At 74.4% G+C, this 19,002-nt stretch carries 15 protein-coding genes, 1 other RNA gene and 2 pseudogenes; 10 read left to right on the top strand and 8 right to left on the bottom strand.

All coding sequences use genetic code 11. The annotated features are described in order from the left end of the window. Positions 1 to 7: 7 nt before the first annotated feature. Together ACIF8S_RS06790 and ACIF8S_RS06795 are read right to left on the bottom strand one after the other, a co-directional pair. The gene (locus ACIF8S_RS06790; RefSeq protein ID WP_399997805.1) at positions 8 to 667 is read right to left on the bottom strand and encodes a class I SAM-dependent methyltransferase; all 660 of its coding nucleotides are present in this window, start codon (positions 665 to 667) and stop codon (positions 8 to 10) included. 186 nt (positions 668 to 853) lie between these two features. Further along, positions 854 to 2,605 (bottom strand): MFS transporter, encoded by a 1,752-nt coding sequence (locus ACIF8S_RS06795; protein ID WP_399997807.1) that lies wholly within the window; start codon positions 2,603 to 2,605, stop codon positions 854 to 856. A 270-nt stretch (positions 2,606 to 2,875) separates the two neighbouring features. Here ACIF8S_RS06795 and ACIF8S_RS06800 point away from each other — a divergent pair, with 270 nt between their 5' ends. Beyond that, positions 2,876 to 4,309: an MFS transporter gene (locus ACIF8S_RS06800; RefSeq protein ID WP_399997731.1), complete on the top strand. Its 1,434-nt coding sequence runs from the start codon at positions 2,876 to 2,878 to the stop codon at positions 4,307 to 4,309. Between the two features lie 122 nt (positions 4,310 to 4,431). Then, positions 4,432 to 5,319 (top strand): MaoC/PaaZ C-terminal domain-containing protein, encoded by an 888-nt coding sequence (locus tag ACIF8S_RS06805; protein ID WP_399997732.1) that lies wholly within the window; start codon positions 4,432 to 4,434, stop codon positions 5,317 to 5,319. A 125-nt stretch (positions 5,320 to 5,444) separates the two neighbouring features. On the opposite strand, the gene ACIF8S_RS06810 is transcribed toward ACIF8S_RS06805, so the two are convergent. Continuing rightward, the gene (locus ACIF8S_RS06810; RefSeq protein ID WP_186567909.1) at positions 5,445 to 5,612 is read right to left on the bottom strand and encodes a hypothetical protein; all 168 of its coding nucleotides are present in this window, start codon (positions 5,610 to 5,612) and stop codon (positions 5,445 to 5,447) included. A 97-nt stretch (positions 5,613 to 5,709) separates the two neighbouring features. Further along, positions 5,710 to 6,975 (bottom strand): hypothetical protein, encoded by a 1,266-nt coding sequence (locus tag ACIF8S_RS06815; protein ID WP_399997733.1) that lies wholly within the window; start codon positions 6,973 to 6,975, stop codon positions 5,710 to 5,712. A gap of 250 nt (positions 6,976 to 7,225) precedes the next feature. Between ACIF8S_RS06815 and ACIF8S_RS06820 the strand changes: the two genes are divergently transcribed. The 3 genes from ACIF8S_RS06820 to ACIF8S_RS06830 are packed head-to-tail and all read left to right on the top strand — an operon-like array spanning position 7,226 to position 10,376. Continuing rightward, positions 7,226 to 8,095, top strand: a complete 870-nt coding sequence (locus tag ACIF8S_RS06820) for a Nif3-like dinuclear metal center hexameric protein (RefSeq protein ID WP_399997734.1) — start codon at positions 7,226 to 7,228, stop codon at positions 8,093 to 8,095. Next, the gene (locus ACIF8S_RS06825; protein ID WP_349793847.1) at positions 8,092 to 8,835 is read left to right on the top strand and encodes a C4-type zinc ribbon domain-containing protein; all 744 of its coding nucleotides are present in this window, start codon (positions 8,092 to 8,094) and stop codon (positions 8,833 to 8,835) included. Before ACIF8S_RS06820 ends, ACIF8S_RS06825 begins: the two co-directional genes overlap by 4 nt. Before the next feature lie 38 nt (positions 8,836 to 8,873). Further along, positions 8,874 to 10,376: a bifunctional RNase H/acid phosphatase gene (locus ACIF8S_RS06830; RefSeq protein ID WP_399997736.1), complete on the top strand. Its 1,503-nt coding sequence runs from the start codon at positions 8,874 to 8,876 to the stop codon at positions 10,374 to 10,376. A 22-nt stretch (positions 10,377 to 10,398) separates the two neighbouring features. On the opposite strand, the gene ACIF8S_RS06835 is transcribed toward ACIF8S_RS06830, so the two are convergent. From ACIF8S_RS06835 to ACIF8S_RS06850, 4 genes are all read right to left on the bottom strand, one after another. Next, complete coding sequence (locus ACIF8S_RS06835; protein WP_399997737.1) at positions 10,399 to 11,097, bottom strand: bifunctional 4-hydroxy-2-oxoglutarate aldolase/2-dehydro-3-deoxy-phosphogluconate aldolase; 699 nt, start codon at positions 11,095 to 11,097, stop codon at positions 10,399 to 10,401. 168 nt (positions 11,098 to 11,265) lie between these two features. Then, positions 11,266 to 12,048 carry a peroxide stress protein YaaA gene (gene yaaA, locus ACIF8S_RS06840; protein ID WP_399997738.1) on the bottom strand — a complete coding sequence of 261 codons (783 nt, stop codon included), beginning with the start codon at positions 12,046 to 12,048 and terminating at the stop codon, positions 11,266 to 11,268. Between the two features lie 27 nt (positions 12,049 to 12,075). Then, positions 12,076 to 12,714: a hypothetical protein gene (locus tag ACIF8S_RS06845; RefSeq protein WP_399997739.1), complete on the bottom strand. Its 639-nt coding sequence runs from the start codon at positions 12,712 to 12,714 to the stop codon at positions 12,076 to 12,078. Further along, a complete protein-coding gene (locus ACIF8S_RS06850; protein ID WP_399997741.1) occupies positions 12,711 to 13,466 on the bottom strand; it encodes a MerR family transcriptional regulator in 756 nt (251 codons plus the stop codon). Before ACIF8S_RS06850 ends, ACIF8S_RS06845 begins: the two co-directional genes overlap by 4 nt. Before the next feature lie 163 nt (positions 13,467 to 13,629). Between ACIF8S_RS06850 and ACIF8S_RS06855 the strand changes: the two genes are divergently transcribed. From ACIF8S_RS06855 to ACIF8S_RS06875, 5 genes and pseudogenes are all read left to right on the top strand, one after another. Beyond that, positions 13,630 to 14,208 carry a Uma2 family endonuclease gene (locus ACIF8S_RS06855; protein ID WP_399997742.1) on the top strand — a complete coding sequence of 193 codons (579 nt, stop codon included), beginning with the start codon at positions 13,630 to 13,632 and terminating at the stop codon, positions 14,206 to 14,208. A 24-nt stretch (positions 14,209 to 14,232) separates the two neighbouring features. After that, positions 14,233 to 15,070, top strand: a pseudogene (locus ACIF8S_RS06860) (AraC family transcriptional regulator). 82 nt (positions 15,071 to 15,152) lie between these two features. Further along, a pseudogene (locus tag ACIF8S_RS06865) lies at positions 15,153 to 15,869 on the top strand (DMT family transporter); the annotation flags it as partial. 115 nt (positions 15,870 to 15,984) lie between these two features. Further along, positions 15,985 to 16,387: RNase P RNA component class A (gene rnpB, locus ACIF8S_RS06870), an RNA gene on the top strand. A 531-nt stretch (positions 16,388 to 16,918) separates the two neighbouring features. Further along, on the top strand, positions 16,919 to 18,949 hold the full coding sequence (locus tag ACIF8S_RS06875; protein WP_399997744.1) for a sensor histidine kinase: 2,031 nt from the start codon (positions 16,919 to 16,921) through the stop codon (positions 18,947 to 18,949). The last annotated feature ends 53 nt before the right edge of the window (positions 18,950 to 19,002 follow it).

Genomic DNA, 19,002 nt, shown 5'->3' on the forward strand with positions numbered 1-19,002 from the left:
AGCCACCCTAACGGGGTCCGGCGGCCGCACCCGTACGGCGCAGGACGCGCAGGGAACCGGTGGCGGAGATCTCCGTGAACGCGCCGGACGCCAGGGCCCGCTGGTGCACCCGGTACGGGGCCTGCCCGGTGAACTCGTCCACCGGGTCCGGGAAGACGTCGTGGATGACCAGCAGGCCGCCCTCGGCGACGTGCGGCGCCCAGCCCTCGTAGTCGGCGCCCGCGTGCTCGTCGGTGTGGCCGCCGTCGATGAAGACCAGACCGAGCGGACGGCCCCACAGGGCGGCGATCTGCGGGGAGCGGCCCACCAGCGCCACCACGTGCTCCTCCAGACCCGCGCGGCGCAGGGTGCGGCGGAAGGTGGGGAGGGTGTCCATCACGCCCAGTTCGGGGTCGACGGTGTCCGGGTCGTGGTACTCCCAGCCGGGCTGCTGCTCCTCGCTGCCGCGGTGGTGGTCCACGGTGAGGGCGGTGACGCCGGCCGCGCGGGCCGCGTCGGCGAGCAGGATCGTGGAGCGCCCGCAGTACGTGCCGATCTCCAGCAGCGGCAGCCCCAGCCGCCCCGCCTCGACGGCCGCCGCGTACAGGGCGAGGCCCTCGTCCAGCGGCATGAACCCCTTCGCCGCCTCGAACGCGGCGAGTACGGCCGCCTCCGGCGCCTTCACCATGAGGTCCGCCTCTCCGCAGGTCCTGGAAGTCTCCACGGAGCCATGCTGCCGTAGCCCCCGCGAGGGCGGTGAAGGGGGTACCGGGAGGTGACCGGGGGAGTCCGGCCCGGAGCAGCGTGCCGGGCGGCCGGCGACCCGGCGACCGGCGCCCCGTGACCGTCCGCGGGGCGCCGGTACCGGAGCCGGTCAGGCGGGGATCGTCTCGCCCGGGAGGGAGAGGTCCAGGGCGACGCTGTGGGTGTCGCCCGGGTGGGTCGCGGGGGACGCCAGCGGGCCGTGGCCGGGGGCGCGCGCGGCGAGGACGTACGGGCCCCGCGCCGGGACGGCCAGGGCGTAGCTGCCGTCCGTCGCGGAGACCGTGGCGCCGGCCTTGCGGCCGTGCCGGTCGATGAGCGTGACCCGTGCGCGGGCGACCGGCGCGCCGGACGCGTCCAGCACCCGCCCGCGGAAGCCGCGCAGCGCCTCCTCCGCGCGCTCCAGGTTGGCCTCCTCCTCGCTGCTCGCCCGCAGTTGCGGGTGGGCCGACGGGCGCCGGCCGGGCAGGAACAGGGCCAGCAGCAGGCCGACGGCCACCGCCGCCGTGGCGATGCCGAACGACAGGCGGAACCCGTGCAGGGTCGGCACCGCCACCCCGCCCGCCACGTGCGAGGTGTTCGCCAGCACCATGCCGATCACGGCGCTGGACACCGACGTGCCGATGGAGCGCATCAGCGTGTTCAGACCGTTCGCCGCCCCGGTCTCCGAGGCCGGGACCGCGCCGATGATCAGCGCGGGCAGCGAGGAGTAGGCGAGGCCGATGCCCGCGCCGAGGACCACCGAGGTGAGCACGGTCTGCCAGGCGGCGCTCATCAGCCCGAGGCCGCCTCCGTAACCGGCCGCGATGACCAGCAGGCCGACGATCAGGGTGACCTTGGGGCCGTACCGGGCGGAGAGCCGGGCGTACACCGGCGCGGTGAACATCATCGTCAGGCCCAGCGGGGCCACGCACAGGCCCGCGACCACCATCGACTGCCCGAGCCCGTCCGACGCGGTCGGCAGCTGGAGCAGCTGGGGGAGGACCAGGGAGACGACGAAGAAGGAGACGCCGACCATGATGGAGGCCAGGTTGGTCAGCAGCACCTCGCGGCGGGCCGTGGTGCGCAGGTCCACCAGCGGCGCGCTCACCCGCAGTTCCATCAGCCCCCACAGCAGCAGCACCACCGCCGCCGCGCCGAACAGGCCCAGCGTGGTGCCGGAGGTCCAGCCCCAGTCGCTGCCCTTGGACACCGGCAGCAGGAACAGCACCAGCCCGGCGGACAGACCCAGCGCGCCCGGCAGGTCGAAGGTGCCCTTGGCGCGCACCGGCGACTCGGGCACGACGGCCAGCGTCAGGCCGATGGCGAGCACACCGAGCGCGGCGGCGCCGAGGTAGAGGGCGTGCCAGTCGGCGTGCTGGGCGACCAGGGCGGCGGCGGGCAGCGCCAGGCCGCCGCCGACGCCGATGGAGGAGCTCATCAGCGCCATCGCGGAGCCCAGCCGTTCGCGCGGCAGCATGTCCCGCATCAGGCCGATGCCGAGGGGTATCGCGCCCATCGCGAAGCCCTGCAGGGTGCGGCCGGCGATCATCACCAGCAGATCGTTGGTGAACGCGCTGACCAGCGCGCCCACCACCATCACCGCGAGGCTGACGACCAGCATGCGGCGCTTGCCGAAGAGGTCGCCGAGGCGGCCCATGATCGGGGTGGCGACGGCGCCGGACAGCAGGGTCGAGGTCAGGACCCAGGTGGCGTCCGACGGAGCGGTGTGCAGCAGCTGCGGCAGATCCTTGATCACCGGGACCAGCAGGGTCTGCATCACCGCGACGACGATGCCCGCGAAGGCGAGGACGGGGACCACCGCGCCGCCCGCTCTGCCGGGGGGACGGACGGACGTCGTCTGTGTCATGAAGGGTGCCTCCAGGCGACCGAACGGCTGTTACGTGGATGCTGAACCCTGTCTGCCCAGGCAACTATTCCGTTGTTTCGGCCCGCTAACGATTTCTTGACCGTTCCTTGGGCGTCCGCGCACCGGTCCTCCGCGCGACCGCGCGGGCCCGTCCCCCCCGTCGCACGCCCGGACTTGAGCGTTCCGTCCACCGGTCGTAGGCGCCAGGGCGACCGCGCCCGGCCGGAGGGCGGAGACGGGAATCGGGCGAAATGCCGATGCGGGCGGCTCGCGGCGGTTGAGAGCATGACCCTCATGCTCGAAGCCCCCGACACCACCCACGCCCCCGCCCGCACCGCACCTCCCGTGTGGCTGGTGGTGGCGCTGGCCTGCGCCGGCCAGTTCCTCGTCGTCCTCGACATCTCCGTGGTCAACGTCGCGCTGCCGTCCCTGCGCACCGGCCTCGCGCTGGACGAACAGGGCCTGCAGTGGGTGGTCAACGCCTACTCCATCGCCTTCGCGGGCTTCATGCTGCTCGGCGGCCGGGCCGGCGACCTCTACGGCCGCAAGCGGATGTTCCTGGTCGGTCTCGGGCTGTTCACCCTCGCGTCGCTGGCCGGCGGGCTGGCCCAGGAGGGCTGGCAGCTGCTGGTGGCGCGGGCCGTGCAGGGGCTCGGGGCGGCCGTGCTGGCGCCGTCCACGCTCACCCTCGTCACCTCGGCGGTGCCGGAGGGCGCGGCCCGCGCCCGCGCCATCGCCACCTGGACCGCGGTCGGGGCGGGCGGCGGCGCGGCCGGCGGCTTCGTCGGCGGGGTGCTCGTCGAGGCGCTGTCGTGGCGCTGGGTGCTGCTGATCAACGTGCCCGTCGGGGCGGTCGTGCTGGTCGCCGCCGCCCGCTGGATCACGGAGAGCCGCGCCGGGGACGGCCGGCGCCTCGACCTGCCCGGAGCCGTCCTGGTCACGGCGGGCCTCGCCACCCTTGCCTACGGCGTCTCCCAGACCGAGGCCGAGGGCTGGACGGCCACGGCCACCCTGCTGCCGCTGGCCGCGGGGCTCGCCCTCGTCGCCCTGTTCCTGCTCGTCGAGGCCCGCGCCAAGGCCCCGCTGATGCCGCTCGGTCTGCTGAAGCTGCGGTCGGTGGCCTCCGCGAACGTCGCCATGTTCCTCAGCGGCTCCGCGATGTTCTGCATGTGGTTCTTCATGACCCTGTACGCGCAGAACGTCCTCGGCTACACCCCGCTGGAGGCCGGACTCGCCCTGGTGCCCAGCTCCGTCGCCGTGATCCTCGGCTCCAAGGCCGCACCGCGCCTGATGCGGGCGACGGGACCACGCGCCGTGGCCGTGCTCGGCACGCTGATCGCACTGGCCGGGTTCGCCTGGCAGTCGACGATGACGGCGGACGGCGCCTACCTCACCGCGATCATGATCCCCGGCGTCCTGATGATGCTGGGCGCGGGTCTCGCCGGCACCCCGCTGGCCTCCCTCGCCACGTCCGGCGCGGCTCCCGAGGAGGCCGGCCTGGTCTCCGGCCTGGTCAACACCTCCCGCACGATGGGCGGTTCCCTGGGCCTCGCGGTCATGGCCACCCTCGCGGCGGCCCGCACGGACGGCCGCGACACCCCCGAGGCCCTCACGGAGGGCTACGCCCTGGTCTTCACCACGGGGACGGCGGTCCTGGCGGTCGGTGCGGTCCTGATGTGGGCCTGGCTGCCCCGCACCCCGGCGAAGCCGCCCGCCTGACGACGGCGCGGGCTGCTTCCGGCGCCGCGCCGGGACCGTGGGCGGCGGGGGCCGGCGCGGGTGGTGGCCGTCGTCGTGGGCTATACAGGGTCCCGGACCACACCCCGGCGATCAGGAGCCGCATGCCCGTCGACGCAGCCCGGGCGCTCGCCGCCGGGCCCCGCACCACCGAGATCTCCTGGGCCCCCGGGGACGTCCAGCTCTACCACCTCGCCATCGGCGCGGGCGTGCCCGCCACCGACCCCCGCGAGCTGCGCTACACGCTGGAGTCCCGGCTGCACGTCCTGCCCAGCTTCGCCACCGTCGCCGGCGGCGGACCGCCCGGGGTGATCGCGGCCCTGTCCATGCCCGGCGTCGACGTCGACCTCGCCCGCGTCCTGCACGGCGGCCAGTCACTCACCGTGCACCGCCCCCTGCCCGTCCGCGCCACCGCCACCCGCACCGACCGGATCGCCGCCGTGTACGACAAGGGCAAGGCGGCCCTCCTGGTGCTGCGCAGCGATGCCGCCGACGCCGACGGCCCGCTGTGGACGACCGAGGCGCGGGTGTTCGTACGCGGCGAGGGCGGCTGGGGAGGCGAACGGGGGCCGTCGGCGGACGCGCGGGAGGAGCCGGGCGCCCCGGACCGTGTCGTGGAGCGCCCCGTACGGGAGGACCAGGCGCTGCTCCACCGCCTCACCGGCGACCTCAACCCCCTGCACGCCGACCCGGAGTTCGCACGCCGCGCCGGGTACGACCGCCCCGTGCTGCACGGCCTGTGCACCTACGGCATGACCCTGAAGGCGGTCGTCGACACCCTCCTCGACGGTGACGTCACCCGTGTCCGCTCCTTCACGGCCCGGTTCACCGACGTGGTGTACCCGGGCGAGACGCTGCGCGTCCGGATGTGGCGCGGGGCCGGCACCGCTCGGGTGGACGTGAGCGCGGTGGAACGCGGGGACGCCCCGGTGCTCACGGACGCGACGGTGCACCTCGCGGTGGACGGAGGGCGAGCCGCCGCGGGCGACTGACGGCGGGTGGCGCCGGATGACTGACGGCGGGCCGCGCCGGACACGGGAACGGCCCCGACCGTCGGACGACGGTCGGGGCCGTGCTTCGCTCCACCCGCGGAAGGTGAACGGCCATCTGACGTGCGTCAGGCGGCCGACTCCGCGTGTTCGTGCTCCTGCGTGGGCCTGCGGTGACGGCCACGCGGGGACGTCTCGGACTCCTGCGTGGAGACCGGTCCCCGGTGCTTGCCGTGACCCCCGGCAACCTGCCCGTACTCGACGGGCTGCGGCTCGTGCGTGATGACGTCGCTCATCGGAAGGAATTCACCCCGTAAACATGATCTTTCCTACAGCCGAGCGAGTCTAACCGGCACACCACACCCCGAATCCAGGCGGCCACGCCAACCGCCACTAGTTCGTTACAAGCCGCCCCAAAGGTGCCTGTTGCAGGGGCACGGGGCGGGTGGTCGATGGGGCGTCCGGGGCGTGATCCGACGGCAGTTGGGCGTGCCGTTCAGCCATATGCGTGTCTGTGGACGCCAGTTGACGGTCGTACGCCGAATCGTCGAGCGGTGGCAGCTCGCCGTGTGCTGTCTGCCGCTCGTCCCGTTCCGTGGGACCTCCTTCCAACCCCGGCTCGGACGACCGGCGTTCGTCCCCCGGCATCGTCAGCGTGGCGATCCCGCACGGGTCGGCGCGGGTCGAGCAGGGGAGGCGCAGCACGCCGTCCGCCGTCCACCTGCCTGTGCCGGTCAGCCACCCCGACGGGGCCGCGAGATGGTGCACCTGCCGCTCCGCCGGCCGCCACAGGCCGACCCAGCTGCCGCTCGCGCCGTCGACGCGCAGCGCCACCGCGCAGGCCTCCGGGGTCAGCATCTGCCCCGGCTGGATCGCGAACGGCGTCACCGCGCGGTCCGGCAGCCGCAGACACTCGGGGAACCGCACCGGCAGGGTGCTGCCCAGCACCCCCCAGCCCAGCCGCTCCCGGCCGGGGGAGGGCGCGTCCGAGCGGATCAGCAGCAGGCCGCTGTCCGGGTCGGCGAGCAGGACCCGGTCGTCGCTGTCGGGGGTGATCTGGAGCAGCGGGGACATCTCGCCGCCGCGTTCCAGGTCCACCACGACCGACTTGGTGCGCCCGCCCGTCTCCCGGTCCAGGGCCAGCATCCGTCCCGCGCGGTCCAGCCACACCCCGCCCGAGCAGCCGCCCGGAACCTCCGCGACCCGCTCCGGGCCGTTCGCGCCGCCCGTGACCAGCCACACCACCGCCGCGTGCCGGCCCGCCGCGAGGGCGTACGCCCGGCGTCCACCGGGGGCCGGCGGCAGCAGCCGCAGCCGGGTCTCCTCGTCCGGGCACTCGACGGTGCCCAGCGGCAGTTCGCCGGTGCCGGGGCCGGTCGGGTACAGCAGGGAGAAGGAGTGCCGCCCGTCCAGCAGGCGCCGGACGAGGACCCGGCCGTCGCTCAGGGGCTGCACCTCGGTGCCGGGCTCCTCGGGCTGGTTGCCGGGCAGCGGCACCGCGTACGGCTCCGGGCCGTCCAGGGTCCAGCGCTCCGGGAACAGGGAGTCGCCGGCGAGGGCCAGGCGTGCGGCGTACCCGCCGTCCGCGGTGATGGTGCAGCCCGCTCGTCCCGCTCCCGTCCCGTGTCCCGCCGTAGGTTCGATGGCACAGACCGTCATCTGTCGGTCACCTCCGGTGACGAACGTAGTTTTCGCGGGCGGAGGTGGCGGAGCGGCGGGCCCCGCTTCACACGTAAGGGTGCTCCAGGAACGATTCTGCTGAGGAAGGGTGAGGGAGTGTGCTCCACGGGGCCGGCACTCCCGCGGGCCGTACGGCGGCGACCGCTCCGTCCCCGCGGCGGCACGGGCCCCGGTCCCGAGGGAACGGAGCCGGTACTGCCGTGCGAAAGGGCCAGGTAGCCTTGGCGGCGTGCCCCGTCTGTCAGAAGTCATCGCCGCGCTGGAGAACCTGTGGCCCGCCGAGCGGGCCGAGTCCTGGGACGCGGTCGGCACCGTCGTGGGCGAGCCCGGCCAGGAGGTCCGGCGGGTCCTGTTCGCCGTCGACCCGGTCCAGGACGTCGTCGACGAGGCGGTGAAGCTCGACGCCGACCTGCTGGTCACCCACCACCCGCTCTACCTGCGCGGGACGACCACGGTCGCGGCCTCCACGTTCAAGGGCCGCGTGGTGCACACGCTCATCAAGAACGACATCGCGCTGCATGTCGCCCACACCAACGCCGACACCGCCGACCCGGGAGTCTCCGACGCCCTCGCCGGCGCGCTGGACCTCCGGGTCGTACGCCCCCTGGTGCCGGACCCCTCCGACCCCGAGGGCCGCCGGGGACTGGGCCGCGTCTGCGAGCTCGACCACCCGGTCACGGTGCGTGAGTTCGCCGCCCGCGCCGCCGAGCGGCTGCCCGCCACCGCGCAGGGCATCCGCGTCGCCGGCGACCCGGACGCGACCGTGCGGACCGTCGCCGTCAGCGGCGGCTCCGGCGACAGCCTCTTCGACCACGTCCGGGCCGCCGGCGTGGACGCCTTCCTCACCGCGGACCTGCGCCACCACCCGGTGTCCGAGTTCACCGCGGTGAACACCCCCAGCCCTCTCGCGCTGCTCGACGCGGCGCACTGGGCCACCGAGTGGCCCTGGTGCGAGCTGGCCGCCGCCCAGCTCGACGAGATCTCCGACCGGCACGGCTGGGACCTGAGGGTCCACGTGTCGCGCACGGTCACCGACCCCTGGACCGCCCACGCGGCGTCGTCCAGCGCCATCACTGACACATCTGGAGCCCCCAACTGAACGCCGAGCCCGCCGACCAGATCCGTCTTCTCGACGTCCAGGACCTCGACGTCCGCCTCCAGCAGCTCGCGCACCGGCGGAGGTCGCTCCCCGAGCACGCCGAGATCGAGTCGCTGAACCGCGACCTCGCCCAGCTGCGCGACCTGCTCGTCGCCGCGCAGACCGAGGAGAGCGACTGCGCCCGCGAGCAGACCAAGGCCGAGCAGGACGTGGACCAGGTGCGCCAGCGTGCCACCCGCGACCAGAAGCGCCTCGACTCCGGTGCCGTCTCCTCGCCCAAGGACCTGGAGAACCTCCAGCGCGAGATCGCCTCCCTCGCCAAGCGGCAGGGCGACCTGGAGGACGTCGTCCTCGAGGTCATGGAGCGCCGCGAGTCCGCCCAGGAGCGGGTCGCCGAACTGACCGAGCGGGTCGGCTCCGTGCAGGGCAAGATCGACGACGCCACCGCCCGCCGGGACGCCGCCCTGGAGGAGATCGACGGCGAGACCGCCTCCGTCACCAAGGAGCGCGAGGTCGTCGCCACCTCCGTACCGGCCCCGCTGCTCAGCCTGTACGACAAGCTGCGCGAGCAGCAGGGCGGCGTCGGCGCGGCCAAGCTGTCCGCGCGCACCTGTCAGGGATGCCGGCAGGAGCTCGCCATCACCGAGATGAACGAGATCCGGGCCGCCGCCCCGGACACCGTGGTGCGCTGCGAGAACTGCCGCCGCATCCTGGTCCGCACGGCGGAGTCGGGACTGTAAGCAAGCCTGCCGGAACTTCTCCAGGGGAATCGAGTTCGATGCGGGAGTTCGTCGTCGAGGCGGACGGCGGGTCACGGGGCAACCCCGGGCCCGCCGGGTACGGCGCCGTGGTGAGCGACGCGGCGACGGGGGAGACGCTGGCCGAGGCGGCCGAGTACATCGGTGTCGCCACGAACAACGTCGCCGAGTACCGGGGGCTGCTGGCCGGCCTGCGCGCCGCCCGCGACCTGGACCCGGAGGCCACGGTCCACGTCCGGATGGACTCCAAGCTCGTCATCGAGCAGATGTCGGGCCGCTGGAAGATCAAGCACCCGGCGATGAAGCCGCTCGCGGCGGAGGCGGCGACGGTCTTCCCGCCGGGGCGGGTCACCTACGAGTGGATCCCGCGCGAACGCAACACCCACGCGGACCGTCTGGCCAACGAGGCGATGGACGCCGGCAAGCGGGGTGAGCAGTGGTCGCCCGCCGCGAGCCGCGCCGACCTGGACACGCCCCCGGCCCGCCCGGCCCCCGAGGGCCCACCCGGGGACGCGACGGCGGGAGCGGCCCGCGTCCGCGCGGCGATGACTTCGGCGACGGAGGGGCGTTCGACGGAGGCCGTCGGCGGACGTTCCGCTCCGGGTGATGCCGACGGTACGGCGTCGACGGACCGGGCCACCGCGGGCCGTGACGCGGGCGCCTCCGTCGAGCGAGCCGCGGCCGATGCCCGGACCGACGGCCCGGACTCGTCCGCCGCGTACCGTCCGGCGACGGACACCCCCGCCTCCGGGAAGCCGGCACCGGCGACGGACGCTCCCGCATCCGGGGCGCCGGCACCGGCGCGGGACATGCCCGTGAGGGGCACGTCCGCCGATGCCGACCGGCGGGCCGCGCAGGCCGTGGCCACGCCCTCCTCCGGGTGGGCGCCCGCCGACATGGGCACGCCCGCCACCTTCGTGCTGCTGCGGCACGGCGAGACCCCTCTCACCCCGCAGAAGCGTTTCTCGGGCAGCGGCGGCAGCGACCCCTCCCTCTCGGACATCGGCCGTGAGCAGGCCGCGAAGGTCGCCGCCGCGCTCGCCCGGCGCGGCACCGTCCAGGCGGTCGTCGCCTCGCCCCTCGCCCGGACCCGCGAGACGGCCGGGATCGTCGCCGCCCGCCTCGGCCTGGACATGGCCGTGGAGGAGGGGCTGCGCGAGACCGACTTCGGCGCCTGGGAGGGCCTCACCTTCGGCGAGGTGCGTGAACGCCACCCCGAGGACCTGAACGCCTGGCTGGCCTCGCCGGACGTCGAACCCACCGGCGGCGGGGAGAGCTTCGCGGCCACCGCCGCCCGGGTCGCCCAGGCCCGCGACAAGCTGCTCGCGGCGTACCGGGGCCGTACGGTCCTGCTGGTCACGCACGTCACGCCGATCAAGACCCTGATCCGGCTCGCGCTCGGCGCCCCGCCCGAGGCGCTGTACCGCATGGAACTGTCCGCGGCCTCGCTGTCCGCCGTCGCGTACTACGCCGACGACAACGCCAGCGTCCGCCTGTTCAACGACACGTCACACCTGCGGTAGACCCGGGCGGGCCCCGCCCGCCTCACCGCGGCGCCGCCGCCTCACCGCGATCGACTCGCCGCAGCCCCGCCGCCTCCCGGGCCAGCCGTTCGACGCGGTCCCAGTCCCGCGCGGCCACCGCGTCCCCGGGCAGCATCCAACTGCCACCCACACAGCCCACGTTGGGCAGGGCGAGATACTCCGGGGCGGTGTCCGGGCCGATCCCCCCGGTGGGGCAGAAGCGTGCCTGCGGAAGCGGCCCCGCCAGCGACTTCAGGAACGCCGTCCCGCCCGCCGCCCGCGCCGGGAAGAACTTCATCTCCCGCACCCCGCGCTCCAGCAGCGCCATCACCTCGGACGCCGTGGACACCCCCGGCAGGAACGGCACCCCGGACGCCCGCATGGCCGTCAGCAGTGCGTCCGTCCACCCCGGGCTGACCAGGAACCGCGCCCCGGCCGCCACCGCCCCGGTCACCTGCTCCGGCGTGATCACCGTCCCGGCGCCGACCACGGCCCCCGGGACCTCGCCGGCGATCGCCCGGATCGCGTCCGGCGCGGCCGGGGTCCGCAGCGTCACCTCGATCGCGGGCAGCCCGCCCGCCACCAGCGCACGCGCCACCGGTACGGCGTCGGCGGCGTCCTCGATCACGACCACCGGCACCACGGGCGCCAGCCCGAGCACCGAGGCGGAAGGGGCGGCGGCTGGTTCGGGCGCGGCGGGCGACGGCAGGGAGGCGTTCATGTCGGTCATCCTGCCGTCGGCGCGCACCCTGCGCAAAGGCCGTTGCGCATGTTGCAATCCCGTCCGGGAAGCCCGTCCTGGGAGGGCCCGTAGGGGGGCCGTACAGGGGCCCGTCCGGGGGGCGCGTCCGGGGAGGGCCTGTACGGGAAGGGCCTGTACGGAGAGGGCTCAGTGCACCTCGTCCACCAGCACGTCCAGCGCCCACGCCGTCCCCGCCCGGGCCGGGGCGGAGCCCTCCACCACGTAGCCGAGGTCGCGCAGCGCCTCCACCAGCTCCGCCGGATCCTTCGGCGCCGCCCCGGCAGTCAGCAGGCTCCGCACGATCCGGCCCTTGGTGGCCTTGTTGAAGTGGCTGACCACCTTGCGGGTCGGCGCGTGCAGCACGCGGACCGTCGCCGTCCGCCCGGCCACCTCGCCCTTGGGCTTCCACGCCGTCGCGTACGCCGCCGAGCGCAGGTCCAGGACCAGCCCCTGCCCCGCCACCTCCGGCAGCACCTCGGCCATCGGCGCCCGCCAGTACGCGCCCAGCGCGCCGGGCCCGGGCAGCTTGACCCCCATCGAGCAGCGGTAGGAGGGGATACGGTCCGTGACGCGGACCGCGCCCCACAGCCCCGAGAAGACCAGCAGGGACGTCGCCGCCCGCCGCTTCGCCGCCGTGTCGAGCGCGGCCAGGTCCAGGGCGTCGTACAACACCCCGGTGTAGATCTCCCCGGCGGGACGGGCCCCGGTGGTGCGCAGCTCCCGGTTCTTCGCGACCTCGCCGCGCAGCCCCTCGCTCAGCCCGAGCACCTCGCGTGCCTTGTCCTCGTCGCCGGAGCAGAGGTCGACCAGCTCGGTGAGGACCTCCTCCCGCGCAGCGGTCAGTCCCGGCAGCGACAAGGACTCCGTCCGCAGCGGGGCACCGCGGCCGGAAGCGGCCTTGCCTTCGGACGGCGGCAGCAGGACAAGCACACGTACTCCTTCGATCGAGCTCGCCTGTCAGGGTACGGCGTGGTCCGTGGGCCCCGGAGCGGCGGCGGTGAGGGCCCGGACCAGGCCGTCGGCGTCGTCGGCGTGGAAGCGGACCACGCGCACGTCCCGGGTCCGCCCGAAGAACGACCGGTGCGCGACCGGCTCCGCGAGCTCCACCGTCACCGTTGTCTGCGAGCCGACGGCGAGGTTCAGCTCGCCGTCCGCCGGCTCGTGTGTCATCCGCAGCTCGCGCCGCACGGACGCGATCCGCTCGCGCGGTATTCGCAGGTCGACGTGGACGGCCCGGCGCACCCGCAGCCCGTCGGGGCCGACGACGTGCGGGCGTACGACGGAGGCGGCGTACAGGGCGATCACGAAGACGACGGTGTAGACGTCCAGGAAGAGCACCACCGCGTGCACCGTCGGCCAGTCGGCCAGCAGCACGGACATCGCGACCGTCTCCACCACGCACACGAACGCGAACCCGAACATCATGGCCGCCTCGCCGCGGGCGTACCCGAACGCCGTGCCTGCGCCCGCCCCGTGCGTCCGCCGTGCCAGCCACAGCACCAGGCTCGCCATCAGCCGCGCCTCGTGCCGCACCAGCGCCCACCCGACGCGCACCGCCGCTCCCACCGCTCCCTCTCCCTCCGTCCGCCGGCTCATCCCCGCCCCTCCGTCACGATCCGCAGCGCCCGCCGGAACGCCTCCGCCTGGGCGGGTGCGAAGTCCGCGTAGAGGGCGGTCAGGAAGCTGTTGCTCCCGTCGAGGACCACGTCCTCGGGCAGCAGTTCCGCGGGCACGCACTCCGCGAGCGCGCGGGCGGCCTCCTCGACCTGCGGATCGTCCGGGCCGGCGTCGGCGAGCTCGTCGAGCAGGCGGTACACGGTCGCGGCCCGCTTGCGCCCGCCAGGCGCCCCGACCGCCCCGCTCATCAGGCCCATCAGCCGCTGCCGCTCCTCCGGCGGGGCGGACGTCTCGATCAGCGCGAGGATCTCGCGGTCCTTGGCGGCCATGGGGGAGTCGGACAGCCCGGCGGTGCTCCGGAACAGCGCGGCCAGCTCCGGGGAAACCGGACCCTCGGCGGCCGTCCCGCCCTCCGACTCCCGCAACGCCCGCAGCCGCTCCCGCCGCTCCCGGATCGCCGCCTCCTGCCGCGCCAGGTCCGCGTCCAGCTCCGCGAGCACCTCGGCGAGGTCCTTGCCGGCCTCGTCCGCGAGCACGTCCCGCACCTCGGCGAGCCCCAGCCCCAGCTCGGTCAGCCGCCTGATCCGGGCGAGCACGACGGCGTGCCGCAGGGTGTAGTCCCGGTAGCCGTTGCCGAGCCGCTCGGGCTCGGGCAGCAGCCCCAGATGGTGGTAGTGCCGCACCGCCCGGGTGGTGACCCCGACGGCCGTGGCGAGCTCTCCGATCCGCATGCCCTCAGTAGAAACGTTGACGTCGCGGCAGGGTCAAGCGAACACCGCGGCTCCCGGCGGGGGCCGTGCTCCTGTGCCACGATCGAGGGAACGGTTCCCCATCCCACGGACAGGTGATCAGCCGATGCCTCAGTCTGGCGAGCGACCGAAGGAGGGGCGTGACATGACGGCCATGGCCCATGAACCGCTCACGCAGGCGGACGTCCTGCTGGAGGGGTTCCTCGCCCTGGACACCCCGGAGGGTTTCCGGGCGGAGCTGATCGAGGGGGAGATCGTCGTGACGCCGCCACCGGACGGGGACCACGAGGACTACATCGGGCTGATCGTGACGCAGGTGATCAGACGATCCCGTACCGACATGCAGTTCTCCGGGAACAAAGGGCTGAAGCTGAGGAGCGGCGGTGCCTGCCCGAAGAACCACGTCATTCCGGACGGCACCTTCGCGCCCACGGAGCTGCGCCTCTACCGCGGCGCGGACCCGTGGATGCCGTGCGAGGGCGTGGCCATGGTCGTGGAGGTGACCTCCTCGAAGCCGGAGGCGGACCGCGAGGCCAAGCGCCGGTGCTACGCGCGGGGCGGCATCCCCCTGTACCTCCTGGTCGACCGTGAGACCTCCTCGATCACTCTGTTCGGCGACCCGGAGGACGACGAGTACCGGGACCGCCGCACCCGTCCCCTCGGCAAACCCCTCACCCTCCCCGAACCCTTCGCCTTCGACCTGGACACCGCCGACTTCCTCTGATCCCCTGGTGACCGGGGGTGCGACGTGGCGCGGAGCGAACGGGAACAGGCGCGCTGGACCAGGGCGCGGCTGGGGCGGTGCGGGCCCGCGCTGGACCTGCTCACCGCCCGCTTCGACCGGCACGAGTACGCCCCCCCACGCGCACGAGGAGTACACGGTCGGGGTCACCGTGGGCGGCCTCGAGGTGATCGCCTACCGCGGCGGGCGCATCGTGTCCGGCCCCGGCTCGATCGTCGTCCTGGAACCCGGTGAGATGCACACCGGAGGTCCCGCCGCCCCCGAGGGCTACTCGTACCGCGCCCTCTACGCCGCCCCCGCCCTGCTGGGCGACGGCACCGTGGGCACCGGACGCCCGTACTTCCCCGAACCGGTTCTCCACGACCCGGACCTGGCCGCGGCCCTGCGCCGCACCCACACCGATCTCAGCGCGCACCCCGACCCGCTGGAGGCGGAGTCGCGCCTGCCCTGGCTGCTCGCCGCGCTCGCCCGCCGCCACTCCACCTCACGCGCCGCCGACGGCACCGTCCCCGGCGCCCGGTCCGTCGCCCTCAGCGTCCGCGACCGCCTCGCCGACGAGCTCCTCGCCCCGCCCTCCCTGGCCGACCTCGCCGCCGACCTGGGCCTGTCCCGCTACCAGCTGCTCCGGGCGTTCCGTACGACGATGGGCGTGCCGCCGTACGCGTGGCTCGCGCAGTACCGGGTGGCCCGGGCCCGCGCCCTGCTGGACGCCGGGCTGCGGCCCGCGGAGACGGCCGCGCTCGTCGGCTTCGCGGACCAGGCGCACCTCACCCGGTGGTTCCGCCGGGTGCTGGGGGTGACCCCGGCGGCGTACCGCAACAGCGTTCAAGACGCGGAGTGCTGACCCGGCGGACACTCCTCGCATGACTGCACGCGGCTGGTTCCTGTTCTCCCTGATGGGAGTGGTCTGGGGCATTCCCTACCTGATGATCAAAGTGGCGGTGGACGAGGTGTCCCCCTCCGGGGTGGTCTTCGCCCGCTGCGCCGTCGGCGCGCTGCTGCTGCTCCCCTTCGCCCTGCGCCAGGCCGGCCTCGTCCGGAACGTGCGGACGCACTGGAAGCCGATGCTGGCGTTCGCGGTGATCGAGATCGTCGGCCCCTGGTACACGCTGACCGACGCCGAGCGCCACCTCTCCAGCTCCACGGCGGGGCTGCTCATCGCGGGCGTGCCGATCGTCGGTGTCCTGCTGTCCCGCTCCTTCGGCCGGGCGGAGTCGCTGGACGCCCGCCGGATCACGGGCCTCGCGCTCGGTCTCGGCGGCGTGGGCGTCCTCACCGTGCCCCATCTGACCGGCGGCAACGCCTTCTCCCTCGCGGAGGTCCTGGTCACGGTCGTCGGCTACGCGACGGCCCCGCTGATCGCCGACCGCCACCTCAAGGCCGTGCCGACGCTGCACCTGATCACGCCCTGCCTGGCCCTGGCGGCCTTGATCTACGCCCCCGCAGCGGTCGCGAGCCGCCCCGCGGCCCTCCCCACCCCGGAGACCCTCGCCGCGCTGGCCGCCCTCGGGGTCGTCTGCACGGCGGTGGCGTTCGTCGCCTTCATGGAGCTGATCAGGGAGGCCGGACCGATCCGCGCCTCGGTGATCACGTACGTCAATCCGGCGATCGCGGTCGCGGCCGGCGCGCTGTTCCTGGACGAGGCCCTGACCGCGACGGTGCTGGCCGCCTTCGTCCTGATCCTCACCGGATCGGTGCTGGCCAACGCGGGGGAGCGGAAGCCCGCCGGCCGGCGGGTACCATGGTCGACACGGCAGACGAGCCGGGCGGGCGGCCGCGTGGAGTCCCCTTAGGGGGCTTCCCGAGGAACGTCCGGGCTCCACAGGGCAGGGTGGTGGCTAACGGCCACCCGGGGTGACCCGCGGGACAGTGCCACAGAAAACAGACCGCCCGGCGCTTCGGCGCCGGGTAAGGGTGAAACGGTGGTGTAAGAGACCACCAGCGCCTGGGGTGACTCAGGCGGCTAGGTAAACCCCACCCGGAGCAAGGTCAAGAGGAAGCACCTCGGTGCTTCTGCGCGGACGACCGAGGGCTGCTCGCCCGAGTCCGCGGGTAGACCGCACGAGGCCGGTGGCAACACCGGCCCTAGATGGATGGCCGTCGCCGGCGGGACCGCGAGGACCCGCCGGAACAGAACCCGGCGTACAGCCCGACTCGTCTGCCGCTCCCCTTCTTCTCCGGAAGAGCCGCCGTCGCCCTCCGCCGGAGCCCTGCGCGCCCTCGCTCACGCAAACCGGCGCGGGCCGTCGTCACCGGAGCTTCACGAGTGGCGGGATTCCTTCACCTTCATGTCCCCGTCATTACGACAGCCGAGGGTCAAAAGCCTTTGGCATAAGCACAGTTGGCCGAAAATCGTTGCCTCGCGTGAGTGACGGGAGCGGTGGGAGGCCTGCTGCGGTACGAATGTGACGTTCCGTCAGGTCGAGTGGCAGGTGCGTTGTCGCACTCCGGCCGGGGGTGTCCGGCCTCGGCCTGACTAGCACAGCGGAACGTACGAGCGATGGGTTCACGACGAACTCATTTTGCTGACGCGCTGTTCAGTAAGCGGGACTCCCGCGCGCATCAGGGTGATTAGCATGAGCCGTACGTGGTCGGAAGATCGCCCTCCTGTTGGCTGATCCGTTTCCCGGCCCGCGGTCGCCGTCGTGCGGCCGCCCCCTTCCCCTGCTCTCACCGACCGAGGGACCGCTCCATGCCAGTGCCTGCTTCTCCCAGCCAGCACCCACCGGCGGGGGCGCCGCGCACCTCGTTCGCCGCACGGGTGGCCGTGCTGGTGGCGAGCGCCGCCGCCGGTGGTGCGGCCGTCGCCCTGGCGCCGTCCGGCGCCACCACGTGGGCCCTCGCCGTCGTGGCGACCGGCTGGGTGTGCGTGGCCGTCACCCTCCTCGTCGACCACCGCCTCGTCCTGCGCGCCCGCGGCACCGCCACCGAGCGGGAGTCGGAGAACAGCCGCCTCAGGGCCGAGGCCGCCCGGCGCTCGGCGGAGATCTCCCACCTGGCCGGGGTGACGCTGCCCGCCGTGGCCGAGCGGCTGCGGGACGGCGCGAGCGCCGCCGACGTACTGGGCAGCGTGCCCCCGCCGTCCGACCCGCAACTCGCCCGCGTCACCCACGCCTTCGCCGCCACCGTCGAGGAGGACGTACGGCGGGTGGTCACCCTGGAGGACGAGTACCGCGCCATCCGCGGCGAACTCGACCGGACCACGGCCGAGCACGACCGGTTCGTACGGGAGACGATGCCCGCCGCGATCGCCCGGCTCCGCGAGGGCCGTTCCGCCCAGACCGTGCTGGCCGAGACCGATCTGCCGGAGCACCCCGCCCTGCGCGGCCCGGCGGAATCGTTCATCCGTGAACTCGCCCACAGCGAGCGCCGCGCCGCCGCCGCCCAGGCCGCGTCCGCCAAGGCGCTCAGCCGCGTCCAGGCCAAGGCCGTACAGATGCTCGCCGACCTGCGCGAGATGCAGGAACGGCACGGCGAGGAGGTCTTCGGCGACCTGCTGAAGCTGGACCACGGCACCTCCCAGCTCGGCCTGATGACCGACCGCCTCGCGCTGCTCATGGGCGGCCGGTCCAGCCGCGCCTGGAACAAGCCGATCGTGATGGAGAGCATCCTGCGCGGCGCCGCCGGCCGCATCGCGGCCTACCAGCGGGTGCGCCTGCACTGCTCCACCCGCACCGCCGTCGCCGGCTTCGCGGCCGAGGGCGTCATGCACCTGCTCGCCGAACTGATGGACAACGCCGCGAACTTCTCCCCGCCCATCGACGAGGTGCACGTCTACGTCGAGGACCGCAGCGCCGGCATCGTCGTCACCATCGAGGACAGCGGCCTGAAGATGGCCGACGCGGCCATGCGCCGCGCCGAGGAGGCCGTGACCGGCCGCGTCACCGACCTCGCCTCGCTGCAGGGCACCCGGCTCGGCCTCGCGGTGGTGGGCCGGCTGGCCTCCAAGTACGGCATCAGCGTCAACTACCGGCCGTCCTCCCGCGGCGGCACCGGCGTCGTCGTCCTGCTGCCCCTGCACCTGCTCGCCCAGCAGCGCGAACCGGCCCCGCACGAGACGGCCGGCCGTACCGAGGCGACCCCCGCCCGGGGTGTCACCGCCCGCGGCGTGCCCGTCCCGGCCCCGCGTGCCGTGGCCGCGTCCGACGCGTCCGCCCCGGCCGCGCTGCCCGTCGGCACCGCTGGCGGCACCCGTGCCGACAACGATGCCGACGTCCGCCCGGCGGCCGCCGCGCCGCCCGCCGCCCCGGAGCGCCCCGGCGCCCGCACCGAGCGGCCCGACCTGACCGCCGTCCCCGGCCAGGGACGGCACCGGCAGCCCGAGGGCACCACGCCGAACGGCCTCCCGGTCCGCGCGCCCGGCCGCACCATGGCCGAGGCCGAACGCGAGCGGGAGCAGCGGCAGTCGACGGCCGCCCAGGCCGGTGACACGGCGTCGGTGCGGCGCGGGGCGCGCGACGCGGGCACCCGGTTCGGCGCCTTCCACCGCGCACGTCAGTCCGGGAACGGGAGCACCGACACGTCCGGCAAGGGCATCACCGGCGTGTCCGCCGACGGGATCACCGGTACGTCCGGCAACGGGATCACCGGCGCGTCCGCCGACGGGATCACCGGCGTGTCCGCCGACGGGACCGCAGGTTCGCCCGGAGACGGTGCCCCCGGGACGACCGGCACGCCCGGCATCGACCCCCGACCCGGATCCCGCCCGCCCACGGCCCCCTAGTCCACCCCTCCCGTACGGCGCCGCCCCCGGCCCCGCACGGCGTCCGGGGCGAC

This window comes from Streptomyces sp. NPDC085937, assembly GCF_044540535.1.
Taxonomy (GTDB): domain Bacteria; phylum Actinomycetota; class Actinomycetes; order Streptomycetales; family Streptomycetaceae; genus Streptomyces.